Source organism: Nonomuraea sp. B12E4, from assembly GCF_039871825.1.
Taxonomy (GTDB): domain Bacteria; phylum Actinomycetota; class Actinomycetes; order Streptosporangiales; family Streptosporangiaceae; genus Nonomuraea.
The window spans coordinates 325,072-342,164 of record NZ_JBDPME010000006.1; the positions used below are offsets into that span (position 1 = coordinate 325,072).

18 protein-coding genes are annotated in these 17,093 nt (G+C 70.3%); 7 read left to right on the forward strand and 11 right to left on the reverse strand.

Features of this window, described 5'->3' with window-relative positions; genetic code table 11:
• Window positions 1-22 precede the first annotated feature (22 nt).
• The 3 genes from ABGB18_RS17375 to ABGB18_RS17385 form a co-directional block, all read right to left on the reverse strand.
• Complete coding sequence (locus tag ABGB18_RS17375) at window positions 23-832, reverse strand: ATP-binding cassette domain-containing protein (protein ID WP_347696533.1); 810 nt, start codon at window positions 830-832, stop codon at window positions 23-25.
• Window positions 833-842: 10 nt separating this feature from the next.
• Window positions 843-1,931 (reverse strand): sugar ABC transporter substrate-binding protein, encoded by a 1,089-nt coding sequence (locus tag ABGB18_RS17380; RefSeq protein WP_347696534.1) that lies wholly within the window; start codon window positions 1,929-1,931, stop codon window positions 843-845.
• 132 nt (window positions 1,932-2,063) lie between these two features.
• Complete coding sequence (locus ABGB18_RS17385; RefSeq protein WP_347696535.1) at window positions 2,064-3,032, reverse strand: sugar-binding domain-containing protein; 969 nt, start codon at window positions 3,030-3,032, stop codon at window positions 2,064-2,066.
• A gap of 199 nt (window positions 3,033-3,231) precedes the next feature.
• On the opposite strand from ABGB18_RS17385, the gene ABGB18_RS17390 reads away from it, so the two are divergent.
• Together ABGB18_RS17390 and ABGB18_RS17395 are read left to right on the forward strand one after the other, a co-directional pair.
• Entirely contained in the window at window positions 3,232-4,029 is a 798-nt protein-coding gene (locus ABGB18_RS17390) for a hypothetical protein (RefSeq protein WP_347696536.1), read from the forward strand.
• Window positions 4,030-4,117: 88 nt separating this feature from the next.
• Window positions 4,118-5,398, forward strand: a complete 1,281-nt coding sequence (locus tag ABGB18_RS17395) for a TniQ family protein (protein ID WP_347696537.1) — start codon at window positions 4,118-4,120, stop codon at window positions 5,396-5,398.
• Window positions 5,399-5,650: 252 nt separating this feature from the next.
• Here ABGB18_RS17395 and ABGB18_RS17400 read toward each other — a convergent pair whose 3' ends face one another.
• Window positions 5,651-6,118, reverse strand: a complete 468-nt coding sequence (locus tag ABGB18_RS17400) for a hemerythrin domain-containing protein (RefSeq protein ID WP_347696538.1) — start codon at window positions 6,116-6,118, stop codon at window positions 5,651-5,653.
• A 559-nt stretch (window positions 6,119-6,677) separates the two neighbouring features.
• Window positions 6,678-7,649, reverse strand: coding sequence for a winged helix-turn-helix domain-containing protein (locus tag ABGB18_RS17405; protein WP_347696539.1), 972 nt, complete (start codon window positions 7,647-7,649; stop codon window positions 6,678-6,680).
• A 64-nt stretch (window positions 7,650-7,713) separates the two neighbouring features.
• Here ABGB18_RS17405 and ABGB18_RS17410 point away from each other — a divergent pair, with 64 nt between their 5' ends.
• The 3 genes from ABGB18_RS17410 (at window position 7,714) to ABGB18_RS17420 (ending at window position 10,852) form a co-directional block, all read left to right on the forward strand.
• The gene (locus ABGB18_RS17410) at window positions 7,714-8,916 is read left to right on the forward strand and encodes an MFS transporter (protein WP_347696540.1); all 1,203 of its coding nucleotides are present in this window, start codon (window positions 7,714-7,716) and stop codon (window positions 8,914-8,916) included.
• A gap of 100 nt (window positions 8,917-9,016) precedes the next feature.
• Window positions 9,017-10,165 (forward strand): MFS transporter, encoded by a 1,149-nt coding sequence (locus tag ABGB18_RS17415; RefSeq protein ID WP_347696541.1) that lies wholly within the window; start codon window positions 9,017-9,019, stop codon window positions 10,163-10,165.
• An 18-nt stretch (window positions 10,166-10,183) separates the two neighbouring features.
• The gene (locus ABGB18_RS17420) at window positions 10,184-10,852 is read left to right on the forward strand and encodes a hypothetical protein (RefSeq protein WP_347696542.1); all 669 of its coding nucleotides are present in this window, start codon (window positions 10,184-10,186) and stop codon (window positions 10,850-10,852) included.
• Here the strand turns inward: ABGB18_RS17420 and ABGB18_RS17425 are convergent.
• Together ABGB18_RS17425 and ABGB18_RS17430 are read right to left on the reverse strand one after the other, a co-directional pair.
• Window positions 10,821-11,354 carry a cysteine dioxygenase family protein gene (locus ABGB18_RS17425; protein ID WP_347696543.1) on the reverse strand — a complete coding sequence of 178 codons (534 nt, stop codon included), beginning with the start codon at window positions 11,352-11,354 and terminating at the stop codon, window positions 10,821-10,823. The two genes, ABGB18_RS17420 and ABGB18_RS17425, sit on opposite strands and share 32 nt — an antisense overlap.
• Window positions 11,351-12,220, reverse strand: coding sequence for an amidohydrolase (locus tag ABGB18_RS17430; protein ID WP_347696544.1), 870 nt, complete (start codon window positions 12,218-12,220; stop codon window positions 11,351-11,353). Before ABGB18_RS17430 ends, ABGB18_RS17425 begins: the two co-directional genes overlap by 4 nt.
• Before the next feature lie 178 nt (window positions 12,221-12,398).
• Between ABGB18_RS17430 and ABGB18_RS17435 the strand changes: the two genes are divergently transcribed.
• Window positions 12,399-13,388, forward strand: coding sequence for a LacI family DNA-binding transcriptional regulator (locus ABGB18_RS17435; RefSeq protein ID WP_347696545.1), 990 nt, complete (start codon window positions 12,399-12,401; stop codon window positions 13,386-13,388).
• Between the two features lie 12 nt (window positions 13,389-13,400).
• Here the strand turns inward: ABGB18_RS17435 and ABGB18_RS17440 are convergent, their stop codons facing one another.
• Entirely contained in the window at window positions 13,401-14,732 is a 1,332-nt protein-coding gene (locus tag ABGB18_RS17440; RefSeq protein WP_347696546.1) for an aromatic amino acid lyase, read from the reverse strand.
• Between the two features lie 6 nt (window positions 14,733-14,738).
• Entirely contained in the window at window positions 14,739-15,119 is a 381-nt protein-coding gene (locus ABGB18_RS17445) for a phage holin family protein (RefSeq protein WP_347696547.1), read from the reverse strand.
• 133 nt (window positions 15,120-15,252) lie between these two features.
• Between ABGB18_RS17445 and ABGB18_RS17450 the strand changes: the two genes are divergently transcribed.
• Window positions 15,253-15,528 (forward strand): hypothetical protein, encoded by a 276-nt coding sequence (locus tag ABGB18_RS17450; protein ID WP_347696548.1) that lies wholly within the window; start codon window positions 15,253-15,255, stop codon window positions 15,526-15,528.
• Window positions 15,529-15,537: 9 nt separating this feature from the next.
• Here ABGB18_RS17450 and ABGB18_RS17455 read toward each other — a convergent pair whose 3' ends face one another.
• Complete coding sequence (locus tag ABGB18_RS17455; protein ID WP_347696549.1) at window positions 15,538-16,335, reverse strand: FAD:protein FMN transferase; 798 nt, start codon at window positions 16,333-16,335, stop codon at window positions 15,538-15,540.
• 50 nt (window positions 16,336-16,385) lie between these two features.
• Window positions 16,386-17,084, reverse strand: a complete 699-nt coding sequence (locus ABGB18_RS17460) for a hypothetical protein (protein ID WP_347696550.1) — start codon at window positions 17,082-17,084, stop codon at window positions 16,386-16,388.
• Between the last annotated feature and the right edge of the window lie 9 nt (window positions 17,085-17,093).

The window sequence follows — 17,093 nt, forward strand, 5'->3', positions numbered from 1 at the left end:
GGCCTCACTCCGTGAGGCGCGCTCAGTCGCCATGTGCCTTCCCCCGCTCCGCTCCCGCCGCTCCTCCAGACGACGGCACTCCTTCGCGGGCTGCACGACGGGACACCACGTTGTCGGTGGCGCCGGTGATGGCGGCGATGATCTCCTCCGTGGAGACCTGCCCCACGTCGAAGACTCCGTTGTTGCGGCCGAGCCGCAGCACCGCGACCTTGTCGGCCACGGCCTGCACGTCCGCCATGTTGTGGCTGATCATGATGACGCCCAGGCCGTTCTCGCGCAGCCGCTCGACCAGGTTGAGTACCTCGGCCGTCTGTGCCACGCCGAGCGCGGCTGTGGGCTCGTCGAGGATGATGACCTTGGGGTCGCCGAGCAGCGACCTGGCGATGGCCACCGTCTGCCGCTGACCGCCCGACAGCGCCGCGACCGGCACCCGTACGCTCGGGATCTTGGCGGAGAGCTGGCGGAGCAGCTCCCACGAGCGGGTCTCCATGGCCACGTCGTTCAGCCGCAGCGGGCGGATCTCGTGGCCGAGGAACAGGTTCTGGATCACGTTGAGGTTCTCGCACAGCGCCAGGTCCTGGAAGACCGTGGCGATGCCGAGCTTGTGGGCGGCGGCCGGGCTGGGGATCTCGACCGCGTTCCCCTCGAACGTGATCGTGCCCGCGTCCGCCGGGTGCACGCCCGAAAGGATCTTGACCAGCGTCGACTTGCCCGCGCCGTTGTCACCCACGACGGCCACGACCTGGCCCGCAGCCACGTCGAGCTCGATGTCGGTGAGCGCGGCCACCGCGCCGAAGGTCTTGCTGATCCCGCGCAGGGACAGGACGGTCATCGGGGGTCTCCTACTTGATGCCGAGCTCGTCGCAGCCCTTGGCGTACTCGCCCGTGCACACGTCGGCGGCCTTCATGATGCCGCTGTCGAACAGCACTTCCTTGACGTTCTCCTTGGTCACGACCGTGGGGACGAAGAGCTGGGACGGCGTGTTGTACAGGGTGGCCTTGCCGGCCGGCTTCTTGCCCCGCATGAAGTCGTAGGCCACGGTCGCGGACGCCTCGGCCACGATCTTGATCGGCTTGGAGATCGTGTTGTACTGGTCGCCGGCGATGATGCGCTGCGCCGCGGCCACCTCGGCGTCGTTGCCGGTGACCGGCGGCACCTTCACGCCCGCGGCCTTGAAGGCGGCGATCGAGCCGCCACCGGTGCCGTCGTTGGCCGCGACCACGCCCACGATCTGGTCCTTGAACTGGGTGATCTGGCCGCTGACCCAGGTCTGTGCCTTCTCCGGCTGCCAGTCGGGGGTGTCGTACTCGGCCAGCAGCTTGAAGCCGCTCGGGTCGACCGCGCTGTGGATGCCCTTCTTGATCAGCCCGGCCGCCGCGTCCGTGGGGGAGCCGTTGACCTGGAGGATGCCGCCCTCGGCCTTCTCCGCCTTGAGGTGGTCGACCAGGGACTGGGCGATCATCGAGCCGATCTTCTCGTTGTCGAACGAGATGTAGTAGTCGGCCGGCGTGGCCGGGATCGGCCGGTCGTAGGCGATGACCGCGACCTGCTGCGACTGGGCCGTCTTGACGATCGTGGCCGCGGCGGCGGAGTCGACCGGGTCGAGCACGATCGCCTTGACGCCCTGGGCGAGCGCCGAGTTGGCCTGTTGCTGCTGCTTGGCGGCGTCGGAGTCGGCGTTCTGGTAGATGACCTGGCAGCTCGCGCAGAGCTGCTTCATCTTGGCCTCGAACAGCGGCTTGTCCTGCAGCTCGTAGCGCGTCGAGGCGAGGTCGGGCATGAGGAAGGCGACCTTGGCGTTCTCGGCGCCGCCGCCGTCACCGGTGCTCGCGCCGGTGGAGCCGGAGCCTGAGCCGCACGCGGCCAGTATCGAGCCGGCGAGCACCGCCACGGCGGCGAACGTGGTGGTCCGCATCTGAGCTCTGTTCACTGGTTCATTCCTCACTCGCTGGTCTCTGACGCTCGCTGGCCCCCGAGAAAGGGACATGCACCTGCAGACGGGCACATCCGTTGGTGCGGCTCACGTTAGCGCGCGTTCAGAATAATTGTCCAGCAAAAGTGTTCAGAGTTGGCGGGCGGCCGCCACCAGGCCCTCCGCGGTGGGGGTGTCGGTGACGAGCTGGTTGAAGTAGCCGCCGCGGGCGCCCGCGATGATCGACAGCACCTTCTCGGCGCCCACCGCGACCGCGATCGTGGCGGGGATGCGGCGCAGTTCCTCCGGCTTGGGGGCCACCAGCCGCTCGCTGCCCGGGTAGGTGACCGGCTCGCCGTCGCGGTCGTAGATGCGCATGCAGACGTCGCCCACGGCCTGGCGCAGGCTCTCGGCGTCGCGCGGCATCAGGGAGGGCATCAGCTGCCGCATCAGCGGTGCCGAGCCGACGCCGACGATGGCGCACTTGGCGTGCGCCCACAGGTCCATGACCCTGCGCACGGACGGCTCGTGCTGCAACGAGTAGAACAGCTCGGGCCCGGGCAGCGCCGGCGCGTAGAGGTAGGCCGGCACGCCGCCGATGCGTTCCGCCAGGATGCGGGTGGTCTCGTTGGTCTGGAACCAGGGCTGCGGCTCCTCCTGGCCGCCCACCGCGGGCGCGATCGTGACCCCGGGATACTGGCCGAGGCCCTCGCGGGCGCACTCGTAGACGGTGGTGCCCGACGAGACGAGCACGACGTCGCCCGACTCCAGGCCGACCTCCGCCAGCGCGCGGGACACCCCCGGCGCCAGCCACGGGCCCAGCGCGGGGCCGCTGACCTTGGGCACGATGTAGACGCGCCGCAGGCCGAGCGCGCGCGCCACCTCCGCGGCCAGCGGGCCGTCGGTCAGCCCGGCCGGGCGGTGCACCCTGATCTCGACGATGCCCTGCTTGCGGGCCTCGGTGAGCAGCCTGCTCACGGTCGCCCTGCTGACGCCCAGCCGCTTGGCGATGTCGGCCTGGGTCGCGTCCTCCATGTAGTACTGCTGCGCGGCCGCGTACATCAGCTCATGCGGGAACCTGGCCTGCTGCGCCTCGGGTGCGACATCGGCGGCATTCATGTGCCCACTCCTGGGTCGTGAACATATTTGCTGAACTGATGCGCAACAACTATAACCTCGTGCTGTCCGAGGACGAGGCTAGCTGTGCCGAACGTCCGAACTTGGCAGTGGACGCCTATTTGTGTCAGGGCACTTGGCAGTGACCTGATCTTTCTGGCAGTAAGATCATTTAGTTGCGACCCGCACGCTCTGCGCGGCGGTGCTGCGGCCGAAGGGGACCAAGGCGGTCGACGCGTCCATCCTGCCGGCCCGGACCCTGATCCCCGAGCCGATGCGGCCGGGCTGGGCCGAGGCGTTGCGGATGACTGCGTCGCGGATTCCGCACGCCCGGCTGGTGGATATCGACACCCGGATGGAGTTGGCCGCCGCGAAGCCGGTGATCATCCCAGAGATGATCGTCTGTGACCGGGGCAGCGTGTTCATCTCCGACACCTTCCAGCGGGCCTGCCAAAGCCTGGGCATTTCCCTGCAGCCCACCCACCCGCGGAGCCCGGCCGAAAAGGGATCTATTGAGCGGACCTTCGGATCGATCAATACCTTGTTCGGCCAGCACGTCGCAGGTTACGTCGGCTCGAACCCCACCCGGCGGGGCGAGGCCGTCGAGGTCGTCTGGACCCTGATGGAACTTCAAGATCTCTTGGATGAGTGGGTCGTCGCCGGGTGGCAGGCCAGGCCACATGAGGGGCTGCGGCACCCGTGGTCGCCCAAGCTGATGCTGTCGCCGAACGAGATGTTCGCGGCGCTCCTGCCGGTGACCGGGTATCTCCCGGTCACGCTGACCGGCGAGGAGAAGGACGAGTACGAGCGCGACAAGCTCGACTACCATGCACAGCTCGTCGTTGTCGCGACCCCGGCAGACCGGCAGATCGTTCACAGCGGACGACGGCTCACCCTGCTCAACCGCGGCCAGATCAGCGCCCGCCGTGGGCTGATGGTCACCGGCGGCGCCGGGACCGGCAAGACCACCGCCATCACGCAGCTCTGGCAAACACCATGACCTGCAGTCGCGCCGCAAGCTGGGAGGCGCCGGCAAGAACCTCCTGCCGGTCGTCTACGTCACCATCCCGCCGGCCGCCACCGCCAAGATGGTCGCCGCTGAGTTCGCCAGGTTCCTCGGGATCCCGCTGACCAAGAGCTTCAACCAGATCAACATCACCAACGCGGTCTGCGACGTTCTCTGCGACCTGGGCACCAGCCTGGTACTCATCGACGAAATCCACAATGTAACGCTCAACACCAGAAACGGCGCGGAAGTCTCAGACCAGCTCAAATACCTCGCGGAGCGGATCCCCGCGACGTTCGTCTACTCCGGCATCGACGTCGATACCGTCGGCCTGTTCAACGGAGTACGCGGCAAACAGCTCGCCGGCCGCTTCACCACCATCACCACCTCCAGCTTCGCCTATGGAGCCAAGGAACAACGCGAAGACTGGACCGCCCTGGTCGCCACCCTGGAAGACGCACTCCGCCTTGATCACCACAAACCCGGCAGCTTGGTCCGTCTCGCCGGCTACCTCCACGAACGCACCGGCGGAATGATCGGAAGTCTCTCCCACCTCATCCGGGAAGCCGCCATCGAGTCCATCCTCACCGGCACCCGAGAAGATCACCAAGAAGGTCCTCGACCAGATCAAACTCGATCACGCCGCAGAGACCAACCGCAGGCAGGACCGGCTGAAACCCAAACGCCCGACCCGCAACGACCAACTCGACGACTCCGGCGAAGCCGCATGAGCCCTGGGAAGAACCGAGGTCAGATGAACTTCGCCTGGCCCGAGCCTCCCCGGCAACTACCGATCCCCCAACGCCCCCTGCCCGGCGAGTCCACCCTGTCCTTCATCCAAAGGCTCGCACACGTCAACCACCTGGAACGCGAGCTCGTACTCCGTGACCTCACCCAGACCATGCCCGTCAACGAGTACTTCTTCGAAGGCGGACACGACGTCTCCCTCAACCCGCACGCCCTGATCCGTCTCGCCGGCCGCAGTGGGACACCACTGGAATCCTTGCGCCACGCACTGAGAACGTCCCGGGCGGATTCCCCCGGCCGCGAACCGGTCAGGACTGCCACCACACGCGACCACCCTCACGGCAGTTGGCGGGCGATTCCCCGGAACCGCTACCACGTGCCGGCCTGCCCAGGCTGCCTCGCCTCGCGATCGATAGCCCGACGAGCATTCATCTACCTGGACCGCCACCAGCATCTCTGCCCCGGCCACTGCTACTGGCTCGACGTCCCGCCCTCCGCCGAACAGCCGATCAGCGTCACGACCCTGCCAGAGATACTTCGCGCCCACCGGCGGCACTCCAGGCTTCGCCTATCGCCCTCGCCGAGTTCCTTGCCACCCGCCGATCAGCCGACCTGATCACCAACGGGGACCCCCAAGCCTGCCTCCACGAGACCGAAGCCCGACTCGGAGCCCCCCACCCGACCCCGCTCCGACCACGAGACGCGATCCTCTGGTGGACCACCAGGCCACACCCCACGCACGGCATTCAGGATCACTGAGGCCCCCGCATCGTGCTTGCCAACGGAAGGAACCCAAGCAACGAAGCAAGTGCCGTTCCCGGACAACACCAGATAATCCACCGCAATACGACGGGATGGAAAGCCGCGATCAGAGCGGTCCGAGGAGGTCATGCGGATCGGCGTCGAGGTCCAGCGTTGACAGGACGCTCAGGATTTCGCGCTCCTCGTACCGGAAATGGGACTCCATGATCGCGGAGAGGCCGTCCAGGTGCATGGCCAGCTCGCTCGGCGTGGCGTCCGAGGTGATCGCGCGGTCGAACCGCCCGAGCAGCATCGCGATCATCTCGTGGTCCTGCTGGAGCTTGGCGATCGTGGGCCGCAGCGACGGATGGCGCGCGGACAGTTCGGGAAAGAGCCCGACGTCTTCGCGCACGTGATGCCCGTCCAGGGCGGCACAGAATCCCTTGCAGTACAGCAGGAGGTCTGCCCGTGCCGAGGCGGTGTCCCCGGCTTCCAGGGATTGGCGCGCGAGGCGCAGTGCTCGATGCAGGCGTTGATGCGCCGCCTGCAGTTCAAGGTTCCAGGCTATGAGCCTGTTCTTCTCGCTCTCACCCACGGGTGGGGAACGGGGAAAGGGTCATCATGACCACCTTCCGGATCCGACGCCTCCATGCCTGACGCAGTCCGCCACCGACACGCGACGCTGCCTGGAACTCTAAACCGACGGCCCCCAGACGATCAACTCAGGCCGGCCGTCCCACAACATCGGAGTTCGCTTTCACCTTCACTGCCGCCGCCCAGGTCCCGGCCGCGGTCACCATCGCGTTGCTGGGCGCTTCGGCTTCGCCATCGCACCGACTTCGACCTCTGTCCGGCGTCGCGGGTCGGGCGAAGCCCCTGGACACGCGTGCGATGCAACGTCCCTTGGGCGCTAGCCAACGTGGCTGACAAGATCATATCGCTCTGACCTGCGAGAAGACGGCAACAACCCCAGATAACAATGGTGCTCAGCCAATGGCTCGACGCGTCTGCCGCATCCGAACTCCTCTGACACTTGATCTTCGGCTGCATACTGCCAACTTCGATGATGCGAATGCCGGTATTTCGACACCCGCCGAAATGGCAGTGCCCAGGTCAGCCGCAGGCCCCGCTGTCATGTTCAGCGGCGCCGGACACTAGCCGTTCGCCAGCGCGTCGCCGAGAGAGGTGCGGGCGTACAGGACGCTGCGGCCGGTGCGGGTGCCCGCGATCAGGCCCGTCCTGCGCAGCGCCGCCAGGTGGCCGCCGGTCGTGCCCAGGCTCTGCCCGAGCAGGGCCGCGAGCTGTGTGGTGGTGGCCGGTTCGGCGAGCTCGGCGAGGATGCGGGCGCGGCTGCGGCCGATCAGCGCCGCCAGGCCGGCATCCGGTACGGGCGGCGCGACCGCCACGCCCCGGGCCGGGTAGATCATCGCGTACGGCCAGGCGTCCTCCAGGTAGACGGCGATGTTGTTCATGAACACCGAGGGCAGGAACAACAGCCCCTTGCCGTCGAGCCGGTGCGCCTTCTCGGCGCTGATCATCTCGATCTCGATGGTGTGGCCGCGCCGCCAGTGCACCTGGGGGCTGAGGTCCTCCAGCGCCGCCTGCCAGCCGTAGGCCGCCAGCCGCCCGGCCCGCTGCGCCACGTCCCGCTGCAGCACCGCCCGGAACCGCGGCCAGTCATGGGAAAGGATCTCCGTCCAGAACGCTTGGTAAGCCTGCGCGATCCGGTCGACCACCCGCGGCCCGAGCAGCAGCTCCCTGACCCAGCCGGGCACCGGCGGGCGCCGGGCCAGCGCCCGGTGGATCTCCGCGTGCGCCTGCGCGGGCGGTGTCGCGCGCATGGCGGCCAGTTCGGCCTCGAAGGGCACGTTCACCGCCGTGGGAGGCGGGGCGATGAAGTCGACGTTGCCGTCACCCTTGTTGCCACTGATCGCGGCGGCGGCCCGCAGCACGGGGTGCTCCCGCGCGAGCCTGCGATACGTCTCCCGCCACCGCGCCACCCACGGCGCGTTCACCCCGGCGTCGTAGCGGCCCGCCAGCGTCCACTGGGCGTGCATGCTCTCGATCAGCGGGGAGATCGCGAACCTGCTGGCCATCAGATCCTGCGGGACCACCTCGATCGTCACGCGCACCTTTCGGTTATATCCGAATGCATCGCCATCCGGTGGGGGCGCGGGCAGCATCGGGGCCGTGAAAGGCGCGACGTTCGGCGAGGTGTTCGCCGTCAGGGAGTTCCGGGTGCTGTTCGGCGGCTTCGCGCTGCTCGTGGTCGGGGACTCGATCAAGATGCTGGCCCTGTCCGTGCTGGTGTTCGCCAGGACCGGGTCTCCGGGGCTCTCTGCGGCGGCGTACATGGCCGGGTGGCTGCCGTACATCGTGGGCGGGTTGTTCCTGCTCTCGCTGGCCGACCGGTTGCCCGCGCGGGGGCTGATGGTGGCCGGCGAGCTGGTCAGGGCGGTGGTGTGCGTGCTGCTGGCGTTCGCGGGGCTCCCGGTGTGGGCGATGCTGGCGCTGGTGCTGGTCACGGGGCTGTGCTCGCCGGTGTTCGGGGCGGCGCGGTCGGCGTTGCTGCCGGATGTGCTGCCCGGGGACGCGTTCGTGCTGGGGCGGTCGTTGCTCGGCGTCACCTCCGCGAGCGCGCAGATCGCGGGGCTGGCGGTGGGGGGCGTGTTCCTGGCCGTCACCGGGCCGGCCGGCGCGCTGGCCGTGACCGGGGCGTTGTCGCTGGTGGCCGCCGTGGTGCTGCGGTTCGGGCTGCCCGACCGGCCGGCCCGGGGCGGTTCCGGGCGAGGGGCCGTGCGGGAGACGTTGCGGGTCAACCGGCGGCTGCTGTCCGACCGGCCGGTGCGCGGGCTGCTGCTGGCCGGGTGGCTGCCGTGCGTGTGCCTGGCGGGGGCGGAGGCGATGGTGGTGCCCTACCTCGGCGGACAGGGGCAGGCGGGGGTGGTGCTGGCCATGGCCGCGGCCGGGATGGCGGCCGGGGAGTTCGCGGTGGGCCGGTTCGCGGCGCCCGGCCTGCGCGAGCGGCTCTCGCTTCCGCTGGCGGTGCTGCTCGGGGTGCCCTGGCTGGGCTTCACGGCCGGGCCGGGGATCGGGTGGGCCGCCGTACTGGCCGCGGTGGCGGCGGCGGGGCTGTCGTACCAGCTCGGGTTGCAGCGGCGGTTCGTGGACGCGGTGCCGGAGGAGGTGCGCGGGCAGGCGTTCGGGCTGCAGTCGGCGGGGCTGATGACCGGGCAGGCGGTCGGCGCGGCGCTGGTCGGGGCGCTGGGGGAGTGGATCACGCCCGCGTACGCGATCGCCGTGGCGGGCGGGGCGGGAGTGCTGGTTGCGCTGGCGCTTTCCCGCGATCTGCGGCCGTCGCCCGCTCGGGGCCCGAGCCCGGCGGACGTCTGACCTGCCGTTCCACCGACGATCACTGTTCGGCAGGCGTGGACAACGTTGTCATACGGTTGTGCGAGAGTTGTCCTCTATGTCGTTGAGATCCGCTTTGTTGGTGGTTGGGGTGGTACTGGCCGCCCTCAACCTGCGCCCGGCCATCGCGGGTTTGTCTCCCCTCCTCGATGAGATCATGCGCGACGTCGGCCTCTCGCCCGCGGGCGGCGGCGCGATCACCACCGTCATGGTGGTCTGCCTGGGCATCTTCGGGCCGCTCACGCCGCTGCTGGCCCGGCGCCTGGGGCTCGACCGCACGCTGCTCGCGGGCCTGCTCGTCATCGCCGCGGGCGTGGTGCTGCGCGGCCTCGACGGCGTGCCCATGCTCTATCTCGGCTCCGCGCTGGCCGCCACCGCCATCGCGGTCATGAACGTCTCCATGCCCGGCATCGTCAAGCAGCACTTCCCCACCCGCGTCAACGTCCTGACCGGCGTCTACGTCGCCGCGGTGGTGGGCGGCGCCGCCATCTCCTCGGCCCTGGTGGTCCCGATCGAGCACGGCACGGGCTTCGGCTGGCGCGGCGTCTCCGCGCTGCTGGCCCTGCCCGCGCTGCTGGCGGCGCTGATCTGGCTCCCGCAGGCGCTGCGCAAGCAGCAGGAGGTGCAGAACGGGCCGCGGCCGTTCGGCCAGGTGCTGCGCAGCCGCGTCACCTGGTACGTGACGGCGCTCATGGGCCTGCAGTCCCTCACCTTCTACGTCATGCTGGCCTGGCTGCCGACGATCTTCATCGAGGCCGGCCTGCCCGCCGACCAGGCCGGCTACCTGCTCAGCCTGACGAACCTGGTCCAGGTGGGCACCTCGCTGGCGGTCCCCGTGCTGGCCGGGCGGCGGGCCTCGCAGGTGCCGTACGTGGTCGGGGCCGGGGTGCTGACCGTATTCGGGTACCTGGGCATGCTGCTGGCCCCGACCGCCGTGCCGTGGTTGTGGATGATCGTGCTGGGTATCGGCCAGGGGGCGTCGTTCGCGCTGGCGCTGCTGATCATCGCGCTGCGGCCGGCCGACCCCACCGCGGTGACGGCGCTGTCGGCCGTGGCCCAGTCCGTGGGTTACGCGGTGGCCGCGCTGGGGCCGCTGGCCTTCGGGTTTCTCCGGCAGGTCTCCGGCGGCTGGTCGGTGCCGCTGGTGGCCGGGCTGGCGGTCCTGGCGGTTCAGCTCATGGCTGGTTGGCTGGCCGGGCGTCCTGCTACCTTAGGTAAGGCTAACCTTTAGATTTCGGGAGTTGCGAGCGTGCTGACCGAGGTGCTCCAGCGGGTGGCCGACGAGCGCGACGGGATCCTGGGCGTGGAGCCCGGCCTCGTCATCGAGCCCGACGAGAGCTGGACGCCGGCCGCCGAGCTGGTGCGGGTGCCGTACACGCGGCTGGACGAGCTGATCCGGCAGACGGCCGAGCGCTGGAAGGCGCCCTACCACGTGGGGGCGGCGCTGTTCTGGAAGACCTACGGTTACTGGCACACCCTGCCGATGGCGCTCGGGTGGGCGCACGACGGGCGGGTGCCGATCATGCGGCTGGCGGAGACGTACTTCAAGGTGTCGGAGGCCGGGGTGACGATCGCGGCCTCCCGGGTGCGCTGGGACGCGGGCGGCCGGGCCATCGGCGACGCGCTGGCCGAGTCGCAGCAGCCGCTGGTCACCGCCATCGGCTCCCTGGCCAAGGTGGGCGAGCGCACGCTGTGGGGTTCCACGGCGGAGGCGTTCGCCCACCCGCTGACGCAGATCATGCCCGGCGACTACATGCGGCTGCTGAAGGAGATCGGCCCGCCGGTGGACGGGCTCGTCGAGCCCGCCGGTGACGGCTACTTCCGCAGGACCTGCTGCCTGTGGATCGTGCTGCCGGACGTGGAGCCGTGCGGGAGCTGCTGCGTGCTCAGGCCACCACGACCTCGTCCAGCGGCCTGAGCTCGTCGGCGTAGCTCACCGAGACGCGGCGCATGACGCCGGTGCCGTCGATCGAGTACTGGCCGAGCCGCCACAGCGGCGGCGAGTAGGCGTGGATCGAGACGCTGCTGCTCACCGCGCCGCTGAGCCGGTGGATGTGGTCGGGCCCGAAGGAGAACGACTGCCCCTCTGACACCACCGTCTCCAGGTGTTCGCCGCCGATGCGCGGATTGCACTCCTGCAGCGCGCCCCGCACCACGTGCACCGCTCCCGAGGAGATGTCGTGGTCGTGCCAGCCCGTGTCGTCCTCCGGACGCCAGCACAGGAGCCAGACGTCCACGTACGCGTCACGGTAGAGCGAGGCGTAGTGCCGGCCGCCGTCCGATGGGAAGTCCACCAGGTCGCGCCACTCTTCCGGGTGCGCGGCCAGCTCGTTGACCAGGTCGCGCAGCTCGCGCCGATCGAGCGTGCGTTCCGGCAGCCGGGCACAGGTGCCCCCGCCCTGGATTTGGTTCGTGCTCACGTACGGAACTCCCTTCTGTACTCATGCGCCAGTAGGCGACGGGGGTTGCTGACCCTGATGGCGTGGCCGGCGGCCGCGCCGAGTCCTGGATCGGGGGCGGTGGCGTAGGGGGCGTCCGAGCCGTTGACGACGACGTCGATGCCCAGCTCGCGGACGACGGCGTCGATCGCCCGCGGGCCGTAGGAGGAGGTCTCCACGAAGAAGTCCGGGTCGACCAGGCCGCGGCCGCCGCCGCCGCGGGCGAGCAGGCGCTCGGAGTGCAGCGGCGCCAGGCCGGCGAGCAGGGCGAAGCAGACGCGCAGCCGGGGATGCCTGGGGCGGACGACCGCGTGGAAGTAGTGCCAGGAGGCGTGCATCTGCTGCACGTACGGCACGAGCGCGGGCCACCACGGCGGCGTGCCGGGCGTGGGCGCCGCCGGCCCCGGGTGCACGAACAGCGGCAGGTCCCTGGCCGTGAGCACGTCAAGCAGGTCGTCGCCGGGCACGGCCGTGGCGGGGATCTGCAGCCCGGCGAAGCCGCGGTCGAGGTCGGCGGCCAGCCGGCCGGGGTCGGGCGCGCTGTGGCAGGTGGCCGCCCAGGCCCCGAAGGGCGCGCCGAGCGCCAGGGCGCCGTCGTGGTAGGCGTCGATCAGCGGCCAGCTCTCCTCCGGCGGCAGGAACTCGATGCCCAGCGGGCTCGACAGCGACACCAGCACCAGCTCCAGGCCGGTGGTGTCGCGTTGCTCATGGTCCGCGGGATCCACCTCGTACGGCGGCTCGCCGTCAAGGATCAGCGTCCAGCCGTCCAGGCGGGGCGGGGAGGTGCGGGCACGCAGGGCTTCGACGAATGAACGGGTCCACAAATGCTGGTGCACATCGATGCTCACGGCTACCTCCTCCCCCTATTTCCTACTCACATTACATGTAAACCGCCTACGCTGCGAAGTCGTGGAGGTGAAACGCTTCAGTGATACGATTCAGTGAAACGCTTCACTTGGGAACTTGTCAACCTGCAGAGTGCTGTCCCGCCAGCCGTCTGTCGGTGACACGCAATAAGCTGGCGTAATGCCTCGCAAGAGAGCCACGATCCGTGAGGTGGCCCAGGCGACGGGCCTGTCGCCCGCGGCCGTCTCCTACGCGCTGCGCGGGCTGCAGGTGTCGGAGGAGACGATGGAGCGCGTGCGCGCCGCGGCGGCCGAGCTCGGCTACGAAGCCGATCCCATCGCCAGGGCCCTGGCCAGCGGGCGCAGCGGCATGATCGGCCTGCTCTGCGGCTCGCTGGAGGACCTGTGGCAGCAGTCGCTGGCCGTCGGCATCAGCAGGGGCCTGCGGGAGAAGGAGCGTTACGCGCTCATCCTCGACGCGGTCGGCGACCCGGCCAGGGAGCGGATCCTGGCCCAGCAGCTCCGCGACCAGCGGGTGGACGGGCTGATCGTGCAACCGATCGACCCGGCGGCCTCCTTCTGGCCGGAGCTGTGCGAGTCCGTGCCGGTGGTCGCGATCGGCGACTCGCTCGTGGGCACGGCAGGCGAGGTCGTCTTCGACAACCGGCGCGGGGTGACGCTGGCCCTGGAGCACCTGCGGACGCTGGGCCACCGCAAGGTCGCGATCCTCACCTCCACCCGGGCCAGCACGCCCGACCGCCCGGCCGACGTGCACGTCACGGCCGAGGCCGACCGGCTGGGCCTGGACATCGAGGTCACCACCGCGCCCCACGAGCTGGCGGGCGCCACCTCGGTCGCGCGCGACATCCTCGCCGCGAAGCGGCCGAGCGCGGTGTTCTGCTTCGCCGACTCCATCGCCTACGGGGTCTACGCGGCGGCGAAGGAGCTGGAGATGTCGATTCCCCGGGACGTCTCGGTCATGGGCTACGACGATCATCCGATGTCGGGGTTGCTCACGCCCGGGCTCACCACCGTCGACTGGGACATCGACGGGATCGTGCGGGCGGCGGTGCGGCTCATCGCGGCGGCGACCGACGGCGCCCCCCGCCGCCGCCGGGTCGTGCAGGCACCCACGCTCCGGGAGCGCGGCTCGGTCGCCCGGTTGCCGTGACGGCGGTGGCCGTCACGGCCGCAGGACGCGGCGGGATTCGTCCAGGTCGGCGGTGAGCGGGCGGTCCGGGGGCGGCGGGCCATGGAGGGCCCGGGCGGCGGCGGTGCGCTCGCAGGCCAGCACGATCTCCAGGGGCTCCAGGCAGCGCAGGGCGTGGCGGGCGGCCTGGGTGGCGAAGCCCGCGTGGTCCTCCGTGCCCCGGGAGATCATCGCTGTGCCCGTGGTCACGGGGGCCGCCAGGTGGCGCAGCTCGGCCAGGGCGTCCTGGGCGACATACTCCAAGATCAGCACGCCCGAGGCCCCCGGGTGGTGGGCGAGGAAGGGGTGGCGGCCGGTGTAGGCGGGGTCCATGAGCGTGGCCAGGCGGGCCGTGCTGAGCTGGGCCGTCTGGGCGAGCGCGGCCCGCAGCCCGTCGAGGGCCAGCGCCACCGGGGCCGTGTGGAAGTTGCCGTTGTGCCAGGCCAGGTTGCCGGAGAAGAGCGGATTCTCGGTCGCCGCGTTGAGGTCGGTCTCCACCGTCCGCCGTGCCCGGTCCAGCGTGTCCACGGCCGCGCCGTGCACCTGGGCGAAGGCCCGGTAGCCGTAGGGATCCTGGAGTCGGTTGGACAACTCCTGGGTGAGCAGGCCGCGCAGGCGGGCGGCCACGGCGACCTGGCCGGGGTGGGGGCGGGCCTCCTGTACGGCGGTGGCCAGCGGCTCGGCCGAGGCGTCCACGGCGGTGAACGACAGCGCGGCGACGTCCACGGCGGCTTCGAGGAGGCGGCCGAGGAGGTGGCAGGCGAGCGCGGCGTCGGCGAGCGTGGCCGCGCCCGAACTGATGAACGGCAGCGCGTCGCTCGGCGCGAGGGGGAAGCGGGGATCGTCGTCGGCCGGCGGATGTGCGGGGTTTTCGTGGTGCCAGGGGAGCTCGCCCAGGAGGCACAGGGCCGTGGTGGCCAGGGCCGTGAGATCGCCGGTGCCGATGGCGCCGTAGGTCTGGAGCGGCGGGGTGTGGCCGCGGTTGATCGCCTCGGCCAGCACCGGGAGCACGGCCGGGTTGATGCCGGAGCCGCCGGCCAGGAGCTGGTTGAGCCGGATGACGAGCATGGCCCTGGCCCGGCCGGGCTCGATCGCGGGCCCGGCGCCGCAGGCGTGGCTGCGGATGAGGTCGAGGCCCGGGGCTTCGAGCCGGATGTCGCGGTTGGCGCCGACGCCGGTGCTCTGGCCGTATACCGGGCCGGTCAGGCCCTGGGCGGTGGCCCACGAGGCCCGCGCCCGATCGAGGGAGGCGATCGTGACCCGGGCCCCGCGGTAGGCCACCTCGTGCACCTGCGCGCAGGTCAGGCCGGTGCCGTCAAGCTTCACGGAGGGTCAGTCGTTGTCGGGGATGAACAGGCCCAGCAGCCAGCTCACCAAGCTGACGATGATCGCGCCCCAGAAGGCGGCCGGGTAGAAGTTGTCGACGTGGAAGGGGATGTCCAGCTCGCCGGAGATCCAGCTCGTCAGCAGCAGCATGGCCGCGTTGATCACGAGGAGGAACAGGCCGAGGGTCAGCACGATGATCGCGCAGCCGAGCGACTTGACGATGGGCTTGACGATCGCGTTGACGATGCCGAAGATCAACGCGACGATCAGCAGGACGCCCCAGTATCTGGCCGAGTTGGTCTCGGCGTTGACCCCGATGCCGGGCACGAACTGGATGGCGACCCACAGGGCCACAGCCGCCGCGATGGTTCTGATGATGAATCTCACGCTGATTGATCCTCCCACTTGAGGTCGGCGCCGCGGTAGTGCAGCGGTCACAACGATGCCAATCGGTCACCGCACGTAGTCATCGGTTATCATCGGCCGACCGGGGGAAGGGGCGTGCAGGGGAAGGAGCGAGATGGACGTGAACGGGCTCGAGTCTCTGCCGGCCGACGAGTTGCATGATCGGGCGGTGCGTTACGCCGTACGCCACGGGGATCTGGGGTTCCTGTGGGACCTGCTGAAGGTGATCCCGGCCGCCGAGGCCGCCAGCGGTCATGACGCCGAGACCACCAACGACCTCAGCCGGGTCTCCGCGCTGCTCAGCGATGCCATCGCCGCGGGCGAGGGCGAGCTGGGCGAGGCGCTGCGCCCGATCTACATCGAATATCTCCGCAGACATCCCGACGCCTAGCACCGGGGATCAGCTCGCCAGGCGGGCTCCCGCGCCGCTGTAGGCGGCGAAGCCGGGCGTGCTGGTCTGCTGCCCGTCCCGGCTGACGATCAGGGTCTGGTAGTCCTCCGACTCCGCGAGATCGGCGGCGAAGCGCCTGGCCAGGACGGGGCCCATGGCGTGGATCGCGGTGGCGTAGGCGTCGGCCACGCCCAGGTCGGGGCCGATCACCGTGACCGAGCCGAGCCGCTCCTCCACCAGGCTCGTACGCGGGTCGGTCACGGGCGCGCCGCCCGAGGTGGCGATGGCCAGGTCGTTGGCGAAGACGACCTTGCGTACGACGCCGCTGCGCGGATCGCGGATCCCGACGCGCCAGCGCCTGCCGGGGGCGGCCGAGCCGCGCACCCTGATGTCGCCGCCCGCGTTGAGGCGGTGGTCCCCGGCACCGGCGTTGGACAGCGCGCGGGACAGGCGTTCGAGCGCCCAGCCCTTGACGTAGCCGGACGGGTCGACCACGCCGTTGACGCGGGTCTCGAACCAGCCGTCGGTGGCCCGGCTGAGCTCGTCGCAGCGGTGCAGCACCTCGACCAGCTCCGGGATCTGCCTGATCGTCCGGCCGCGGTTGAGCCGGCCGACCTGACTGTCTTCCTTGGCGGGGCTGAAGGTGTCGTCCACCCACCTCAGCCAGGCGAACGCGTCGTCAAGCAGGGGGGTCAGCTCGCGTGCCGGCAGGGCCGTGCGGATGTCCACGTTGATCGGCATGCCCATGACCATCTCGGCCCGGCTGGTGCCGGGGAAGGTCATCGCGGCGATATCGGAAGTCTTCACCTTGCCTCCTTGTCCGCGAACCACAGTGACAGACGGGGCGTAATGTCGGCCTAAACCTTTTGTTCTGATTTGAAATGAATCTGTGACCTGGGGACTGCCAGGCGTGACAGGGCACCGCCGACGTACCGCTTGAACCGGCGCGGGCCGGCCACCACCACGTCGCGCTCGGCGATGTCGGGGATCTGGCGGCTCAGGCCGGACGCGCTCAGGCGCTCCTTGGCCCGCGGGTCGTGCTCCGCGCCCACGACGAGGATGAGGCCGTAGCGGTGCTCCAACTCGCGCAGCTCGTCGGTGGCGCGGTCGGTCCGGTAGACCGCGACGGTGTCGCCGGCGCCGGCCAGGCGGGCGCGCAGCGCCTTCGGGTCGAGGCCGGTGGCGATGAGCAGGGAGGGCCTGGTCTCCTGGCGCGCGTGATGGCTCCAGACCGCCATGACGGCGGCCAGCGTGTAGAGGGCCAGCGCGCTCGTGCGGCTGAGGTCGGTCAGGTAGGCCGGGGTGCTGAACTGGTGGGCCACCAGCAGCGCGCCCGCGAGGTAACTGCCCAGCCGCAGCCGCTGCCTGGCCTGCTCGGTGTGCAGGTGGTCGGCGGCCTTGACGCAGATGAGACCCGCCGCGACGAGCAACGCCGCGGCGGCGTAGGCGGTGGGCAGCCCCGGATGGCCGGCGCCCGGCCGGATCGCGCCGAACTCCGCCACCGCGACACCGCACCAGAAGAGGACGGGACCCTGGTTCGCATTCGCCTGAGCCATGGCACTCAC